This window comes from Sphingomonas flavalba, assembly GCF_004796535.1.
Taxonomy (GTDB): Bacteria; Pseudomonadota; Alphaproteobacteria; order Sphingomonadales; family Sphingomonadaceae; genus Sphingomonas_L; species Sphingomonas_L flavalba.
The window spans coordinates 314,560-331,103 of sequence record NZ_SPHY01000001.1 but is presented as its reverse complement, the minus strand read 5'-3'; the positions used below and the strand labels follow the sequence as shown (position 1 = coordinate 331,103).

The 16,544-nt window shown below is 69.3% G+C and carries 15 protein-coding genes; 5 read left to right on the top strand and 10 right to left on the bottom strand.

The window, feature by feature from the left end:
- Window positions 1–71: 71 nt before the first annotated feature.
- Entirely contained in the window at window positions 72–920 is an 849-nt protein-coding gene (locus E4A53_RS01510; RefSeq protein WP_136161333.1) for a MurR/RpiR family transcriptional regulator, read from the bottom strand.
- A 142-nt stretch (window positions 921–1,062) separates the two neighbouring features.
- Here E4A53_RS01510 and iolG (E4A53_RS01505) point away from each other — a divergent pair, with 142 nt between their 5' ends.
- Together iolG (E4A53_RS01505) and iolG (E4A53_RS01500) are read left to right on the top strand one after the other, a co-directional pair.
- Complete coding sequence (gene iolG / locus E4A53_RS01505) at window positions 1,063–2,061, top strand: inositol 2-dehydrogenase (RefSeq protein ID WP_136161332.1); 999 nt, start codon at window positions 1,063–1,065, stop codon at window positions 2,059–2,061.
- A 2-nt stretch (window positions 2,062–2,063) separates the two neighbouring features.
- On the top strand, window positions 2,064–3,047 hold the full coding sequence (gene iolG, locus E4A53_RS01500) for an inositol 2-dehydrogenase (protein ID WP_136161331.1): 984 nt from the start codon (window positions 2,064–2,066) through the stop codon (window positions 3,045–3,047).
- Between the two features lie 35 nt (window positions 3,048–3,082).
- On the opposite strand, the gene E4A53_RS14980 is transcribed toward iolG (E4A53_RS01500), so the two are convergent.
- The 3 genes from E4A53_RS14980 to E4A53_RS01490 form a co-directional block, all read right to left on the bottom strand.
- Window positions 3,083–3,211, bottom strand: a complete 129-nt coding sequence (locus tag E4A53_RS14980; RefSeq protein WP_275401787.1) for a hypothetical protein — start codon at window positions 3,209–3,211, stop codon at window positions 3,083–3,085.
- A gap of 127 nt (window positions 3,212–3,338) precedes the next feature.
- Window positions 3,339–5,003, bottom strand: a complete 1,665-nt coding sequence (locus E4A53_RS01495) for an alkaline phosphatase (RefSeq protein ID WP_239018081.1) — start codon at window positions 5,001–5,003, stop codon at window positions 3,339–3,341.
- A 153-nt stretch (window positions 5,004–5,156) separates the two neighbouring features.
- Window positions 5,157–6,023, bottom strand: coding sequence for a pirin family protein (locus tag E4A53_RS01490; protein ID WP_136161330.1), 867 nt, complete (start codon window positions 6,021–6,023; stop codon window positions 5,157–5,159).
- Window positions 6,024–6,136: 113 nt separating this feature from the next.
- Here E4A53_RS01490 and E4A53_RS01485 point away from each other — a divergent pair, with 113 nt between their 5' ends.
- Window positions 6,137–7,078 carry a LysR substrate-binding domain-containing protein gene (locus E4A53_RS01485; RefSeq protein ID WP_136161329.1) on the top strand — a complete coding sequence of 314 codons (942 nt, stop codon included), beginning with the start codon at window positions 6,137–6,139 and terminating at the stop codon, window positions 7,076–7,078.
- On the opposite strand, the gene E4A53_RS01480 is transcribed toward E4A53_RS01485, so the two are convergent.
- Window positions 7,055–8,548 (bottom strand): pyridoxal phosphate-dependent decarboxylase family protein, encoded by a 1,494-nt coding sequence (locus E4A53_RS01480; protein ID WP_136161328.1) that lies wholly within the window; start codon window positions 8,546–8,548, stop codon window positions 7,055–7,057. The two genes, E4A53_RS01485 and E4A53_RS01480, sit on opposite strands and share 24 nt — an antisense overlap.
- 159 nt (window positions 8,549–8,707) lie before the next feature.
- Between E4A53_RS01480 and E4A53_RS01475 the strand changes: the two genes are divergently transcribed.
- On the top strand, window positions 8,708–9,502 hold the full coding sequence (locus E4A53_RS01475; RefSeq protein WP_136161327.1) for a DUF3011 domain-containing protein: 795 nt from the start codon (window positions 8,708–8,710) through the stop codon (window positions 9,500–9,502).
- Window positions 9,503–9,565: 63 nt separating this feature from the next.
- Here the strand turns inward: E4A53_RS01475 and E4A53_RS01470 are convergent, their stop codons facing one another.
- From E4A53_RS01470 to E4A53_RS01460, 3 genes are all read right to left on the bottom strand, one after another.
- On the bottom strand, window positions 9,566–10,045 hold the full coding sequence (locus tag E4A53_RS01470; protein ID WP_136161326.1) for a YbaK/EbsC family protein: 480 nt from the start codon (window positions 10,043–10,045) through the stop codon (window positions 9,566–9,568).
- A gap of 3 nt (window positions 10,046–10,048) precedes the next feature.
- Entirely contained in the window at window positions 10,049–10,324 is a 276-nt protein-coding gene (locus tag E4A53_RS01465; protein ID WP_136161325.1) for an HU family DNA-binding protein, read from the bottom strand.
- Between the two features lie 125 nt (window positions 10,325–10,449).
- Window positions 10,450–11,781 carry a dicarboxylate/amino acid:cation symporter gene (locus tag E4A53_RS01460; RefSeq protein WP_136161324.1) on the bottom strand — a complete coding sequence of 444 codons (1,332 nt, stop codon included), beginning with the start codon at window positions 11,779–11,781 and terminating at the stop codon, window positions 10,450–10,452.
- A gap of 278 nt (window positions 11,782–12,059) precedes the next feature.
- Here E4A53_RS01460 and E4A53_RS01455 point away from each other — a divergent pair, with 278 nt between their 5' ends.
- Window positions 12,060–13,649 (top strand): amidohydrolase family protein, encoded by a 1,590-nt coding sequence (locus E4A53_RS01455; RefSeq protein ID WP_136161323.1) that lies wholly within the window; start codon window positions 12,060–12,062, stop codon window positions 13,647–13,649.
- A 126-nt stretch (window positions 13,650–13,775) separates the two neighbouring features.
- Here E4A53_RS01455 and E4A53_RS01450 read toward each other — a convergent pair whose 3' ends face one another.
- On the bottom strand, window positions 13,776–14,168 hold the full coding sequence (locus E4A53_RS01450; protein ID WP_136161322.1) for a Cu(I)-responsive transcriptional regulator: 393 nt from the start codon (window positions 14,166–14,168) through the stop codon (window positions 13,776–13,778).
- Window positions 14,165–16,534 (bottom strand): heavy metal translocating P-type ATPase, encoded by a 2,370-nt coding sequence (locus E4A53_RS01445; protein ID WP_136161321.1) that lies wholly within the window; start codon window positions 16,532–16,534, stop codon window positions 14,165–14,167. The genes E4A53_RS01450 and E4A53_RS01445 overlap by 4 nt, the downstream gene beginning before the upstream one ends.
- Window positions 16,535–16,544 lie beyond the last annotated feature (10 nt).

The following is a 16,544-nucleotide window of genomic DNA, read 5'->3' as shown; positions in this document are numbered from 1 at the left end:
ACATGTAACGCCTATTCCATCGATTTCACTTATGCAATAGAAATTCTATAATTGGCCCGCGGCAAAATATCTCAACCGCGCTTGCCCGGCGCCGTCTCGAACGCGAAACGGATGACCAGCGCCTGCGCCAGGCACATCGATGTCGCCAGAGAGCGGAAACCGCGCACTTCCGATTCGCGCACCTGCAGGACCAGCGATGCCGGCTTGGCGATCGGGCTGACCAGGCTGTCGCTCAGCGACAGCACCGCCGCGCCCTGCTGCGTGGCAATGTCGACCAGCTGCACCGTTTCCTCGGCATAGGGGTGATAGCTGATCGCGATCAGCAGGTCGCGCGGGTGCATCGCGCTCGCCTGCTGCTTCGCCAGCCCGGCGACGCCGTCCATGAACAGCACCCGCTTGCCGGTCTGCTGCAGCGAATAGGCCAGATAGGCGGCGACCGGAAAGGAGCGGCGGAATCCGGCGACATGCACGGTCTCGGCCTTGGCGATCATCGCGATCGCCTGGCGCATCTCCGCGTCGCTGATCGTCTGCGCGAGATTCTGCAGGGCCAGGACATTGCCCTCGACGAACTCGTTCAGCACTTCTTCGCCGGCCTTGCGGCGGCTGACGACGTCGTTGAACTGGCGGACCCGGTCGCCATAGCCGAGCGCGGCGTTGCCGGACAGCAGTCCGTCGCGGAACAGCCGCTGCATCTGTGTCGCCCCGGAAAAGCCGAAGCTTTTGGCGAAGCGGACGATGGCGGACGGCTGCACGCCGGATCGCTCGGCGATGACCGCCAGCGTCTCCAGCGCCAGTTCGTTGGGCTGGTCGAGCACGTAGCGCGCGATCTGCTGCAGCCGCCGGCTCAGGCCGTCATAGCGCTCCAGCACCAGGGCGCGGAATTCCTCTGCTGTCGTCGGCACCTGCGGCTGGTCGGTCATGGGCGTCCTCGATACTGGCCGGATTAGAATATCTGTTCCGACGGCAAACGCAAAATATCATTGCTGCGATGTAAATTCCATTCTATTTGGAAACGGAAATCACATTCTATAAGATGATCCCCAGGGGCAAGGAGACGGCGCCATCATCCGCATCGCACAACTCGGCGCCGGGCGCATGGGCAGCGTCCATGCCCGCAACGCCGCCGCCAACCCCCGGCTCGACCTGGCGTGGATCGTCGACCCGCGCGCCGAGCTGGCCAATGCTCTTGGGGAGGAAACCGGCGCCCAGGTGACGACGTTCGCCGCGGTGCTGGCCGATCCGGCGGTGCGCGGCGTCGTCGTCGCCAGCTCGACCGACGCGCATCTCGACGACGCCCGCGCCTGCCTCGCCGCCGGCAAGGCGGTGTTCTGTGAAAAGCCGCTCGACCTGTCGCTGGAAAGGCTGGACGCGGCCGCCGCCGATTTCACCCGCCCCGGCCTGCCGCCGCTGTTCGTCGGTTTCAACCGCCGTTTCGATCCGCATTACCGGCTGTTGAAGCAGCGGCTCGATGCCGGCGAGATCGGCGCGCTCGAATCGTTGCAGATCGTCAATCACGATCCGGAAACCCCGCCGCCCGCCTTCATTCCCGGCAGCGGCGGGCTGTTCAAGGATTTCACCATCCATGATTTCGATCTGGTCCGCTGGCTGGTCGGCGAACCGGTGGTGCAGGTCTTCGCCTGGGCCAGTTGTCTGATCGATCCCGAAATCGCCGCGCTCGGCGATGTCGATACCGCCAAGCTGCTGCTGCGCACTGCTTCGGGCCAGCTCTGCGTCATTTCGAACAGCCGCCGGTCCGGCTACGGCTATGACCAGCGGATCGAGGCATTCGGCGCCGCCGGGGCGTTGCGCGTCGACAACGTCACCAACAGCGCGGTCAGCGTCTGGCGCGCCGCCGGCGCCCAGGCCGACGCCTTTCCTTATGCGTTCATCCAGCGCTATGCGGGCGCCTATCAGGCGGAAATGGACCATTTTGCCGACATTCTCGCCGGGGGCGCCGCGCCGGAAACCGGCTATGCCGCCAGCCGCGCCGCGCTGGCCATGGCGGAGGCGGCGGCGCTTTCGGCGCGCGAGGGGCGCCCGGTCGCTTTGGACAAGGAATGACCATGTACGACATCGCCCTGATCGGCGCCGGCCGCATCGGCCGCATCCATGCCGGCAACGTCGCCGCCGAACCGCGCCTGCGCCTTGCCCATGTCGTCGACCCGGTTGACGCTGCGGCGCGGGACGTCGCGGCGGCGACCGGCGCCAGCGTCGCGACGCTCGACGCCGTTCTCGCCGATCCTGCGGTGCACGGCGTGATCATCGCCAGCGCGACCGACACCCATCTCGATTGTGCGACGCGGGCGATCGCCGCCGGCAAGGCGGTGTTCTGCGAAAAGCCGATCGACCTCGATCTCGCCCGTGCCCGCTCGGCGGCAGACCGGCTCGGCGGGGCCGGGGTGCCGTTGCTGCTCGGCTTCAACCGCCGCTTCGACCCGCATTTCCGCGCGCTGCAGGCGCGGCTCGGCGCCGGGGCGATGGGCAGCCTCGAAACGCTGCATATCATCAGCCATGATCCGGCGCCGCCGCCGATCGCCTATGTCCGGGTATCGGGCGGGTTGTTCAAGGATATGGCGATCCACGATTTCGACATGGCGCGCTGGCTGCTGGGGGAAGAGCCGGTGTCGGTGTTCGCCTCCGCCAGTTGCCTGGTCGATCCGGCGATCGGCGCTGCTGGCGATGTCGATACCGCGCGCATCTTCCTGCGCACCGCCTCGGGCAAGCTCTGCGTCATCTCGAACACCCGCCGTTCCGGCTATGGTTATGACCAGCGGATCGAGGCATTTTGCTCCGGCGGCCTGATCCGCGCCGGCAATGTCCGTGAAACGACGGTCGAATGCTGGGGGGAGGCGGGGGCCGCCGCCGACCCGCTGCAGAATTTCTTCCTCGACCGCTATGCTGCCGCCTATCGCGCGGAAATGACGCATTTCGCCGACATGCTGGCCGGCGCCCCCGCCGCTGTCGGCTATGCCGACGGTATCGCGGCGCTGGTGCTGGCCGAAGCGGCCGGCCGCTCCGCCGCCGAGGGCGCTGTCGTCAACCTGTAAGGGGAATGGGCTGGTGCCGTTCCCATGCAGGCGGGTCAGCCACGCCGCCGCCGCATCTCGCGCCGCCGGCGGCGCTGGATGATGGCGCGCCAGATCGCGCCGGCCCCCGCCAGTAGCATCAGCGCGATCAGCGCATAGGCGATCAGGTGTCGTGGCTCAGGCATGCGTCATTCTCCCGCGCCCCCGTCAGACGGGTGTACGGTGCGGGCGGGTTACCGAAAAATTAATTTTGCGACGCATGGTGAGTTGGCCGGGACGAACGCGCCTGCCTGCCCAGACGCTGCGGGGTGCTCACTCGGCAAGCGCGTTCAGGATGATGTCGTGAATGCGGTTCTGCTCGATCACGCCGCGTACCTGCGCGGACCCGGCGCCGATCGCGTAGAGCGGAACATCCTCGCCCCCATGAGTCTCGGCGCCGAGCGGGACGAGCGCCTGCTGCCGCGTCATCGGATCGGCCGATGGGGCGGGGCGGGGGCTGGTGGTCACCGCGCCGGGGCCGTTGCGATAGCCGAGCGTGGTATAGGGCTGGCCGTCGCTGGCCAGGCTCGGCTGGTCGTTCGCCACGCCGCGCGCGTCGTTGCCGGTCACCAGCCCCAGGATCGGGTTGCCGCGCGTCGCATAGCCGCCGAGGGTGAAGACATGGCTGTGGTCGGCGGTCACCAGCACCAGCGTGTCGGACAGGTCGACGCTGGCGCGGGCGACGGCGACCGCCTTCGACAGTTCCTGCACCTCGCGCAGCGCATAGGCGGCCTTGCCGTCATGATGGCCGTGATCGATGCGGCCGCCCTCGATCATCAGGAAATAGCCGCCCGGGTGGCGCGCCAGCCGGGCGATCGCCGCCTGCGTCATCTCGGCGAGCGTCGGCTCCGCCGAGTCCGGCGCGCGGTCGAGCGTGTAGGTCATGTGCGAATCGGTAAACAGGCCGAGCACGGGGCGGTCGTCGGCCAGCGCGGCCTCCATCTCGGCCCGGCCCTGCACATAGACGCCGCCGGTCCGCGCCGCCCATTCGGCCGGCAGATCGGCCGCGCCGTCGCGCCGCGCCCCGCCCGCGTTCTTGCCGAAGAAATGCGCCCGGCCGCCGCCCATCGCCAGGGTGAACGGGAAGTCGACAAGCTGGCGCGCGATGTCCTGGCACCCCTTGGTGCGCTCCGCGTCGGGGATGGCGGCGTCGTCCTCCCAGCCGCGTTCCGGGACATGGGCGAACACTGCCGCCGGGGTAGCGTGGGTGATCCGCGCGGTCGACACGATGCCGATCGCCTTGCCGCGCCCCGCCAGCGTTTCCGCCAGCGTCGGCAGGCGGTGAGCCAGCGCCCCGGCGCAGTCGCCGCGCAGGCTTTCCGGCCCGACGCCGATCACCCCGGCGCGTGTCTTGACTCCGGTGTTGATCGCGGAAGCGGTGCCGGCGCTGTCGGGCACCTGCTGGTTGGTGTTGTAGGTCTTGACCAGCGCAAGCTGCGGGAAATGCTCGAACGCCAGCAGGTTCTCCTCGCCGGTGCCGCCGCGCGACTGGCCGTCGTAGATGCGCCCGGCGGTCACCGTCGATACGCCCATGCCGTCGCCGATGAACAGGATGACGTTGCGCGCCCGCCCGTCGAAGCTGGCGCTTGTGACCGCCGGCGGCGTGCCCTGGACGGTGGTGCATGCCGCGGTCAGCGGCAACAGCAGCGCGGTCAGCGCGGCGACGATTCCGGGCCTGGTCATCCGGTTTCTCCTGTTGGCAACGATATGTTCAGTCGGCCCGCCGGGCCGGCGATGGTGGGATCGGTCGCCGGTCAAGCCGGCGTCGGCTCGGCCCGCATAGCCCCGGTCGAAACTGCCGTCGTCGGCCGAAACGCCGGAGTCATACCAATGGTGGTGGCAGGCGGCGGCGCTGAACGGCGTCCGGCTTTCGCCCGGCCGCCCACCATAGATCACCGCCGCCATCGTGTTCGAGGTGCCGGTCGGGTAGTTCTTCACGACATCGCGCCCGCTGCTATTCCTTTCGCTTCGCTTCCGCCTGCCTTCGCGATGTTACAGGTATTCGACAACGTGCATCTTCGCCGCCTCGCCCGGTGGTGGGTCGGGCTCGAAAAAATGCGGCCCGATCCCGAAGGACCGGGCCGCACCGGGTCAGGCGGCGACGGCGAAGCGACCGGCGTTGAAGTCGTCGATCGCCTGGCGGATCTCCGCCTCGCTGTTCATCACGAACGGGCCGTAGCCGACAATCGGCTCGTCGATCGGCTCGCCGGTCAGCACCAGCAGCTTGGCGTCGCCGTCGGCGTGGACGGCCACGCCGCCGCCGGTCCGGTCGAGCAGCACGACTTCCGCTTCGCTCGCCGCCTGGGTGCCGTTGACCGTGACGTGGCCGCCAAGCACGACCAGCATCGCGGTGTGGCCTTCCGGCAGGTCGAGCGTCACGTCGGCGTCGCGGTTCAGCCGCACGTCCCAGACGTTGATTGGCGTGAAGGTCCGCGCCGGCCCCCGCGCATCGCCGAACGTGCCGGCGATGATCCGCGCCGTCCCGGCGCCGCCGGGCAGGGTGACGGTCGGGATGTCCGCCGCGGTGATCGCCTGATAGGCACCCGGCGTCATCTTGTCCTTCGCCGGCAGGTTGACCCACAGCTGCACCATGCGGAACGGCCCGCCGGTCCTGGCAAAGGCGGCCGAGTGATATTCCTCGTGCAGGATGCCGCCCGCCGCCGTCATCCACTGGACGTCGCCCGGCCCGATGATGCCGCCATTGCCGGCGGAATCGCGGTGCTCGACCTCGCCGTCATAGACGATGGTCACCGTCTCGAAGCCCCGGTGCGGATGCTGGCCGACGCCGCGCCGCGCCTCCGTCGGCTCGAACACATGCGGCCCGGCATAATCGAGCAGCAGGAACGGGCTGATATGCGCGCCCAGCATGTTGTACGAAAACAGCGAGCGGACGGGGAAGCCGTCGCCGACCCAGTGGCCGGGGGTATTGCCGTAGCGGCCGAGAATCTTCCTGGTCATCGTTTGTCTCCTGGGGTGGCGGGTTGCCGTCACCCCTTCGCCAGCAGAGATAAACGCAGGACGAACAATCGGAAAGATTGAGATGGCGGACCCTGCGTCCTATGAACAGGACGATGCAGGATCTGAACGACCTCTATTATTTCGTCCAGGTCGTCGATCACGGCGGCTTCGCGGCGGCTGGGCGGGCGATCGGGCTGCAGAAGTCGAAGCTCAGCCGCCGCGTTGCCCAACTGGAGGCGCGGCTTGGGGTGCGGCTGCTCAACCGCTCGTCGCGGCGCTTCTCGGTGACGGAGGTCGGGCGTGAATATTACGAGCGCTGCGTCGCGATGCTGGTCGAGGCGGAGGCGGCCGAGCAGATCGTCGCCGAACTGCGGGCGGAACCGCGCGGGGTGGTCCGGGTCAGTTGTCCGATGGCGCTGCTCGATTTCCAGTTCGCCGCGCTGTTCGCGCGGTTCATGGCCCACCACCCGGCGGTGGAGCTTCACCTTGGAAGCACCAATCGCCGCGTCGACCTGATCGCGGAAGGGTTCGACATGGCTATCCGTGTCCGCTTCCCGCCGATCCCGCCGAGCGATCTGGTCATGCGCCGGCTGGACAGCAGCACCCAGTGCCTGGTCGCCAGCCCGACGCTGCTCGCCGTGCCGCCGCGCTCGCCGGCGGACCTGCCGGGCCTGCCCAGCCTGTCGCTGTCGGCGCCGCGCGGTACCCATCAGTGGCAGCTCGAACGCGCCGACGGGCAGACGGCCGCCGTCCCTCATACGCCGCGGCTGGTGACGGACGATATGGCGATGCTGCGCGAAGCGGCGGTCGCCGGCATCGGCGTCGTCCAGCTACCGACGATGATGATCTGGCGCGATGTCGCGGCCGGTCGGCTGGTCCATGTCCTGCCCGACTGGCGCCCGCCCGCCGGAATCATCCACGCGGTGTTCCCGTCGCGGCGCGGCCTGCTGCCGTCCGTCCGCACGCTGCTCGACTTCCTTGCCGTCGCCTGTGCAGAGGAGCGGCGGCGCGTCCGGCTCGATCCGCCGGCCTCAGGCGCCGCCGATCGCGGCTGAATGCGGGTCGGCCGGGTGGACGGCGGGCGCGTCCCCGGCCGCCTCGGCCGCCAGCGCGGCGCCGATGCGGGCCAGGTCAGCCACCGTATCGCGAATGTCGGCGTCGCTCGTCCGCGGGTTGATCGTGCACAGCCGCAGCACCGAACGCCCGTTCAGCACCGTCGACGTGACCAGCGCCCGCCCTTCCGCCATCAGCGCCTCGACGATCCGGCCCTGCAGCGCGTCGACCGCCGCGTCGGCCATCCCGGCCGGGCGGTAGCGGAAGGTAGTGACGCCGATCTGCGCCGGAGTCGCCACCTGCCAGGCCGGGTCGCCGGCGCGCAGCACCGCCTCCGCCAGCTCGGCGAGTGCGATGCCGCGCGCGATCGCGGTGCGGAACGCGTCCAGCCCGAACGTTTGGAGCGACAGCCAGAGCTTCAGCGCGCGGAAGCCACGGGTCAACTGGATGCCGTAATTGCCGAAATTCACTTCCTCCGCTGTGCCCAGCGTGTCGCGCAGATATTCCGGCATCACCTGGAAGGTGTCGCGCAGCAGGGTTCGGTCGCGCACCAGCACGCAGCCGGTCTCGAACGGCTGGAACAGCCATTTATGCGGGTCGAGCGACAGCGAATCGACGCCGCCCAGCCCGGTGAGCAGGGTGCGGCCGCTCTCGGTCAGCACCGCCGGCGCGCCATAGGCGCCGTCGGCGTGCAACCACATGCCCTGCGCCCGGCACAGTGCGGCCAGCGCCGGCAGCGGATCGATCGCGCCGGTGTTGGTGGTGCCCGCATTGGCGATCACGCAGAACGGTTTGCGCCCGGCGGCACGATCGGCGGCGATCGCCTGTTGAAGCCGGTCGACCGGCAGGCGGAACTGCTCGTCGCTCGGCAGGATGCGGATGCGGTCGTCGGTCAGGCCAAGCACGCGCAGTGCCCGCGCGACCGACGAATGGGTCTGGTCGCTGGTATAGGCGACGGCGCCGTCGGTGCGGTCGGCAAGGATCGCGCTGCGCGCCACCGCCAGCGCGGTCAGGTTCGCCATCGATCCGCCGCTGACGAACAGGCCGCCCGCGCCCTCCGGCAAGCCGCAAAGCGCGCGCAGCCAGTCGATCACCACCAGCTCGACCTGCGCCGGGCCGGACCCGGCATACCAGGTGCCGGCAAAGCAGTTGAGGCCGGCGGACAGCGTTTCCGCCATCACGCTGACGAAGTTGCTGGCGCCGGGTACGAAGGCGAAGAAGCGTGGATGGTCGACGTGCAGCATGTTGGGAAGCACATCGCGCTCCAGCCGGTCGAGCAGCGCCGCCGGGTCGCCCGGCCGCTCCGGCACCGGCTCGCGCAGCAGCGCCTCCAGCGTTGCGCGCCCCGCCTTGCGCCCGACCGGCTTGTCGGCCAGCCCGGCGCGATGGTCGATCAGCATGTCGACCACGCGATAGCCGAGCGCGCGCATCGCCTCCGCCGGAAGCGTCAGCGGCTCCTGCTCCGTCGCCATGATCCCCCTTCGTCCTTTCCGTCCGTCGTGAATTCGATTTCGTTTTGTCGTTTCCGCGCGCGCCGGTAGACTGGCGGCGCACCGGCGTTGCGATGGCCTACACGACTTGAAAGTACAAGGATTTTGCCGTCCGTCGCGTGGGGAGGGGGGAGACAGGGGATGACAGATTCACCCGCGGCCGCGTTGGCGATCGCCGCCTTGCTGGCCGGTTCGGCGCCGGCGCCGCTCGCCGCGCAGACCCGGCCGGCGCCTTATCCGGACCGGTCGCACATCCGGCCGCCGGCGAGTGACTATGCCCAGACGCTGCGCTGCGAATCGCGCAAGAACCGGCGGCAGCGCTGCGTCGCCGATACCGGCAACCGCGTCCAGTTGATCCGCCGTCTCGGCGGCACCTGCACCGAAGGGCGGAGCTGGGGCTATGACCGCCAGGCGATCTGGGTCGATCGCGGCTGCCGCGCCGAATTCGCCTATGGCCGCTATACCGGCAGCGGGCACTATCCACGCCCCGATCCGGGTGCCGACCGCGACAAGGGGCCGAGCACCGGTGCGATCATCGCCGGTGTTGCCGTCGCCGGCGGCCTGCTTGCCCTGCTCGCCAGCAACGCCAACAAAAAGAAGGCGGACCAGACTACTGCGGCGACGCCAGAACCGCAGGTGCCCGCCAGTTTCCCGCCCGGCCCGCCGGCGGTGATCACCGCCGACCTGTCGCCGTTGCCGACCGCGTCGCGGCCGTCGATCCAGACATGCCTGAACGAAGCGGCGCGCCAGATTGGCGCGACCGGCGGCACCCGCCTGTCCTACGACAGGCTGACCTCGCTGGAGCCGGGCAACGGCGGCTGGCGGTTCGGCGCGGTGCTGACCGGCACTTATCCGGACGGGCCGCGCACCCTGCCGATCTATTGCCGGGCGACGCCGACCAAGATCGTCCAGTTCGATTTCACCGAAGCGGAATAGGGCGCCGGCACAACCGGGCTCTCCCACGCCATCCTCGCATGCGCGGCGGCGTAGCGGCAGGCGCTACCCGTTTTCGGGCTCGGGGATGGTGCAGATGTCGACCCAAGCGGCGCCGGTCAGCGCGACCATCCGTTCCGGGGCAATGCAGACGGAGGCGGTGCGCGTTCCCGCCGCCGGGTAGACGGTGTCGAATGCCTGCAGCGATACGTCGCAGTAGACGGGGATCGCCGTCGCCAGCCCGAACGGGCAGACGCCGCCCGGCGGATGGCCGGTCAGTGTCTCGACCTCTTCGGCGCCCAGCATGCGCGGGCGGTCGCCGAACGCTGCCTTGGTCTTGCGGTTGTCGAGCCGCGAATCGCCGCGGGTGACGACCAGCATCGGCTGCCCGTCGACCCGGATCGACAATGTCTTGGCGATCCGGGCCGGGGCGACGCCCAGCGTGGCGGCGGCTTCGGCCACGGTGGCCGTGCTCGCCGCCTGGGCGATGATGGCGATGTCGGGGGCCTTCTCCGCAAAGAAGGCCCGGACGGACGCCAGGCTCACGGCTCAGCCGTTCAGCCGGTCCTTGACCGCCTTGGCGGCGGTGAAGGACAGCTTCTTCGACGCTGCGATCTGGATGGTCGCGCCGGTCGCCGGGTTGCGGCCTTCGCGCGCGGGGCTGTCCTTGATCTTGAACTTGCCGAAACCGTTGAGGGAGACTTCCTCGCCCCGGGCGGCGGCATCGGCGATCGCGGCGAAAACCGCGTCGACCGCCTTGCGCGCGTCGGCCTTGGAAAGGCCCTGGCCGGCGGCAAGCGTGTCGGCGATATCGGCGTTGTTCATGTGCAAATCCTTCCTTGTGGTCGCGCTTGCCTCCTAGACGCGGGAATAGGCACTGGTCCAGACGGCCTGAGCAGGGTTTGGGCGATGTATCGCAGCCAATCGTCGGCCCGTCGCCCGAAACGCCCTCAGTCCGGGTCCTGTTCGATCGACGGGCGGGCCAGCGGCTGCGGCGCCCCGGCCAGCGCGCGGTCCAGTTGCACCCGGTCCAGCGCGCCCTCCCAGCGGGCGACGACCACCGTCGCCACCGCGTTGCCGATGAAGTTGGTCAGCGACCGGCATTCGCTCATGAACCGGTCGACCCCAAGGATCAGCGCCATGCCGGCGACCGGCACCGACGGGACGATCGACAGCGTCGCCGCCAGGGTGATGAAGCCGGCGCCGGTCACCCCGGCGGCGCCCTTGGAACTGATCATCGCGACCAGCAGCAGCGCGATCTGATCGCCCAGCGACAGATCGACGTTGCACGCCTGGGCGATGAACAGCGCTGCCAGCGACATGTAGATGTTGGTGCCGTCGAGGTTGAACGAATAGCCGGTCGGCACGACCAGCCCGACCACCGGCTTGCTGCACCCCGCCGCCTGCATCTTGTCGATCAGGCTGGGCAGCGCGGCTTCCGACGACGACGTGCCGAGGACCAGCAACAGCTCCGCCTTCAGGTAGCGGCAGAGGGCGAGGATCGAAAAGCCGGTCAGCCGCGCGACGGCGCCGAGCACGACCAGCACGAACAGCAGCGACGTCAGATAGAATGTCGCGACCAGGGCGCCCAGGTTGACCAGCGCGCCAAGGCCGTAGCGGCCGATGGTGAAGGCGATGGCGCCGAGCGCGCCGATCGGCGCCGCCGCCATCAGGATCGCGACCAGCCGGAACACGACCAGCCCGGTCCGCTCCAGCAGGTCGAGCACCGGCGCTGCCGGCTCGCCGACCAGCGACAGCGAAACGCCGAACAGGATGGCGATCAGCAGCACCTGCAGGATCGATCCGTCGGTCAGCGCCGACAGCGCCGTCGTCGGGATGATGTCGAGCAGGAAGGCGGTCAGCGACGCTTCGTGCGCTTTCTCGCTGAACGTCGCGACCGCGTCGGTGTCGAGCGTCGCCGGGTCGATGTTCAGCCCGGCGCCGGGCTGGACGACATTGGCGACGACCATCCCGACGATCAGGGCCAGCGTCGAAAAGACGAGGAAATAGACGAAGGCCTTGCCTGCCACTCGGCCGACCGACGCCATTTCCTTCATGCCCGCGATGCCGGTCGCCACGGTCAGGAAGATGACCGGCGCGATGATCATCTTGACCAGCTTGATGAAGCCGTCGCCGACCGGCTTCAGCGCCTCGCCGAGGTGCGGCCAGAAATGGCCGATGACGGTACCGAGCAGGATCGCGGCCAGCACCTGCACATACAGGTGCCGGTACAGCGGCCGGCGGCCGGGCGGGGCGGCGGTGTCGCTGGCGATAGCGGAAATCGTCGACGGTCCTCTCTGCTCCGGCCTCTCGCGTGCCGTGCCGCTTCATTAGGGCAGGAGGCGCCATCAACGCCATGATGAAAACGCACCGTTGCGACGATCGGCCGCTGGAGGTCCTCACATCCGTTCACCTGGGCGGCACCAGTGCGGTAGCCGACATCGGCGGATTGTATTAGTATTGGATCCAATATATCATCTTCGATATAGCAACTGGAAGCGGCGGGGACGTCGCCCCTCGGGCGTGGATATTCGGGCGGCAACGCCGGTTTGGGGAGGCCATGATGACCTTGGATCGCTATTTGATCGCACTGGCGCTGTCGGTTGGCGCGCTGGGGCCGGTACCGGCGCTGGCGCATGCGGAGGATACGCCTCCGCCGGCCGCGGCGACTGCTGCCGGCCAGCCGCCGGCAAGCTGGTTCGGCCCGCAGCGGCCGCCTTACAAGGTGGAGACGCCGATCGCCCTGGTCGGCGGCACGGTGATCGACGCGACCGGGGCGGCGGCTAAGCCGGGCCATACCGTGCTGATCGACGGCGGCCGGATCAAGGCGGTGGGGCCGGACGGCAGCGTTGCCATTCCCGCCAATGCCCGCCGGTTCGACGCACGCGGCATGACGGTGATGCCGGGCCTGATCAACTCCAACCAGCACGTCCAGCTCAACCCGCTCTACCCGGCGCCGGCGGCGGACCTGCCGATCGACGAGCTGCGGGCGCGCTGGCAGAATAATTTCTCCAACATGGAAAAGAAGGCGTTCGTCTACCTGATGCAGGGCGTGACGACGATGCGCCAGACCAGCGGCCCGGCCAAGCAACTGTTGCCGGTCAAGCGCCGGATCGACGCGGGCGAGATCGCGGGACCGCGCATCGAGCTGGGCGGCGCGCTGATCATGAGCCCGCAGCATTTCAAATCCTATACCGAGAAGAACCGGACTCCCGCCGAAGCGATGGACTGGCTCCGCAACGATTTCGCCTATTTCGTCGTCGACGATGTCGAGAAGGATCTGCAGCCGCTGATGGGGCCGGAATTCTCGTACTGGAAATTGTACCTGACCGACGAAATCTCCGGCGGCAGCGCCGACGGGACGCTCGACTTCTCCGACGCGCAGATTCAGCGGATCATCGAGATGGGGCATGCCGCCGGCAAGAAGATCGACGTCCATGCCAATGCCACCCCGGAAGGCTTCAACCGTCTTCTCAAATTCAAGATCGACACGCTGGAGCACCCGTTCGAGGGCGGCTTCCTGCTTGACGAAAAGACGATCGACGGCTTTGCGAAGAACGACGTCATCGTCGCCACGCTGCTGCGCGTGCGGGTAGCGGGGGCGGAACACGCCGACGATCCGAACCGGTTCAACGAGACCGACTACATCATGTCGTCGACGCCGGACGACTACCGCACGCTGATGACCTACCGCGACCGGATGCTCTACAACAAGCGCAATCCGGACCATCGCGGCCTGGCGATCTACCAGCCGCGCGCGTCCAGGAGCGCGATGTTCGGCCAGTCCGGCCCGTCGCTCAACGACCAGCTGAAGGCGCGGGAGAACTCGCGCGAGAACATGCGCCGCTTCATCAAGGCCGGCGTCAAGTTCTCGATGGGCACCGACAGCACCTCGTTCCTCAACTTCCAGCAGGACGACCCCAATGCGCTGGAGATGGAATATATGGTGCAGATGGGCATGACGCCGATGCAGAGCATCATCGCCTCCACCCGCAACGGCGCCGAGGCGCTGGGCCGGCAGGCCGATCTCGGCACGATCGAGGCCGGCAAGGTGGCGGACGTCATCGTCGTCGCCGGGGATCCGCTGGCTGACATCCGCGCGATGCGCAACGTCGCCGTCGTCATCAAGGACGGTATCCGGTATAAATAGAGTTTGTCCGCTTGAAGCGGAAACGGCACCGGCCCGCTCCCCCACCCGGCCTCCCAACGGCAGTATCATAGGGGAGGCCGGGTGGGGGAGCGGGCCGGTGCAGCTCAGGGCAAACTCTAGCGCCGGTCAGGGCTGCCGTTCGAGCGTGTCGAGGATCGGGCAGTCGGGCCGGTCGTCGCCGTGGCAGCGCGCGGCCAGGTCGAGGAGGACGCGGCGCATTTCCTCCAGCGCCAGCGCCTTGCGGCCGAGCGCCCCGGCGCGGGCGGTGGCCAGCGCCTTGACGTCGGCGGAGGATCGGCCGGCGTCGCTCCACAGGCCGAGCAGGGTGCGGATCTCCTCGATCGGAAAGCCCAGGTCGCGCGCATTGGCGATGAAGCGCAGCCGATGGACGTCGGCCTCCGAATAATCGCGATAGCCGCTGTCGCGCCGGGGCGGCGCCGGCACCAGCCCCATCTTTTCGTAATGGCGGATCATCCGCGCCGAAACGCCGCTCGCCGTCGCCGCCGGACCGATCTTCACAACGCTACCCGGTTCAGGCGCAGCGCGTTCATCACCACCGCGAAGGACGACAGCGCCATCGCCGCGCCGGCGAACATCGGCGACATCAGGATGCCGGCGGCCGGGTAGAGCACGCCCGCCGCTACCGGCACGCCGATGCCGTTGAACAGGAAGGAGAAGAACAGGTTCTGGCGAATGTTCAGCATGGTTGCCTCGGCCAGCCGGCGGGCCTGCACGATAGCACCCAGATCGCCGCGCACCAGCGTAATGCCGGCGCTTTCGATCGCGACATCGGTGCCGCCGCCCATCGCCAGCCCGACATCGGCGGCGGCCAGCGCCGGCGCATCGTTGATGCCGTCGCCGGCCATCGCCACCTTTGCCCCGCCGGCGCGCAGCTCGGCGATGATCCGTGCCTTGTCGTCGGGCCGCAGCCCGGCATGGACGGCATCCAGCCCGCCGGCAGCGGCGGCGACCGCTTCCGCCGTCGCCCGGCTGTCGCCGGTCAGCATCACCAGCCGTAACCCGTCGCGGCGCAGCGCCGCCAGCGCCCCGGCGGCGGACGGGCGCAGCGGGTCGGCGACGACAAGCAGCCCGGCCGCCCGGCCGTCCACGGCGATCAGCATCACCCCGGCCCCGGCACGGCGGTGGATTTCTGCCCGCGCTTCCAGCGCCGCCGGGTCGGCGCCGGCCTGCCGCATCTGCGCGGCGTTGCCGATGGCGACGCGCTGGCCGTCGACGATGGCGCTGACGCCGCTGCCGGTATGCGACTGGAAATCGGTCACCGCGCCGGCGCTCAGCCCGCGCTCGCCGGCGGCGCTGACGATGGCGTGGGCCAGCGGGTGTTCGGACCGCGCCTCGACCGCCGCCGCAACTGCCAGCAGCCGGTCCTCCGCCATGCCGTCCTGCGCCTCGATCGCGATCAGCTTGGGCTTGCCCTCGGTCAGCGTGCCGGTCTTGTCGACGACCAGCGTGTCGACGCGCTCCAGCGCCTGCAGCGCCTCGGCATGCTTGACCAGCACGCCTGCGCGCGCGCCCCGGCCGGTGCCGACCATCACCGCCATCGGCGCCGCCAGACCAAGCGCGCACGGGCAGGCGATGATCAGCACCGCGATCGCGTTGAGCAGCGCATGGCCCAGCCGTGGCTCCGGGCCGATCAGCGCCCAGACGATGAAGGTCAGCGCCGAAATCGCGACGACCAGCGGCACGAACCAGCCCGCGACCCGATCGGCGACGGCCTGGATCGGCGCGCGGCTGCGCTGCGCCTCGGCGACCATGCGGACGATGCGCGACAGCACGGTGTCGGCGCCGACGGCCTTCGCCTCGATCACCAGGCTGCCGGTGCCGTTGACCGTGCCGCCGGTAACGGTGTCCCCGGCTGCCTTGGCGACTGGCGCGGGCTCCCCGGTCAGCATCGCCTCGTCGACGGCGGAGCGTCCGTCGATCACCGTGCCGTCGACCGGCACCGCCGCGCCGGGGCGGATGCGCAACCGGTCGCCGACGGTGACGCTGTCCAGCGGCACCTCTTCTTCCGTCCCATCGCTCCGCAGCCGCAGGGCAGTGTCGGGCGCCAGCCGCATCAGCGCGCGGATCGCCCGGCCGGTCGCGGCGCGGGCGCGCAGTTCCAGCACCTGGCCCAGCAGGACCAGCGCGACGACGACGCCCGCCGCCTCGTAATAGACCGGGACCATGCCGCCATGCCCGCGTGCCGCATCGGGCAGCAGGCCGGGTGCCACCGTCGCGACCAGGCTGTAGGCGAAGGCGGCGCCGACCCCGATCGCGATCAGTGTGAACATGTTCAGATGGCGGGTGCGCAGCGATGCCCAGCCGCGCGCAAAGAACGGCGCGCCCGCCCACAGCACGATCGGCGCGGCCAGCACCAGCTGGACCCAGGGCGACGCCTTCGGGCTGACCAGATGGATGCCGGCCATGTCGCCCAGCATCGATACGAACAGCAGCGGCACCGCCAGCGTGCCCGCCACCCACAGCCGGCGGGTGAAATCGACCAGCTCGGGGTTGGGCGCGTCGTCCAGCGACGGCGCCTCCGGCTCCAGCGCCATGCCGCACAGCGGGCAGCTTGCCGGTCCGTCGCGGCGGATTTCGGGGTGCATCGGGCAGATCCAGATCGCCCCCGCCGGCGCTTCCACTGCCGGGCGCGGCCGGCCGTCCATATAGGCAGCCGGGTCGGCGACGAACTTCGTGCGGCAGCCGGCGCTGCAGAAATGATAGGCACGGCCGTCCTGCTCGGCGTGATGCGGCGTGGTGGCCGGGTCGACGGTCATCCCGCAGACCGGGTCGATCGCGGTCGCGCCCGCTGGCGCCACTGTCACGCCGCCGCAACAGGAATCCTTATGCGCGTCGGCATGGCCTATGTGAGTCGATCCTTTCATGCCGTTCCAG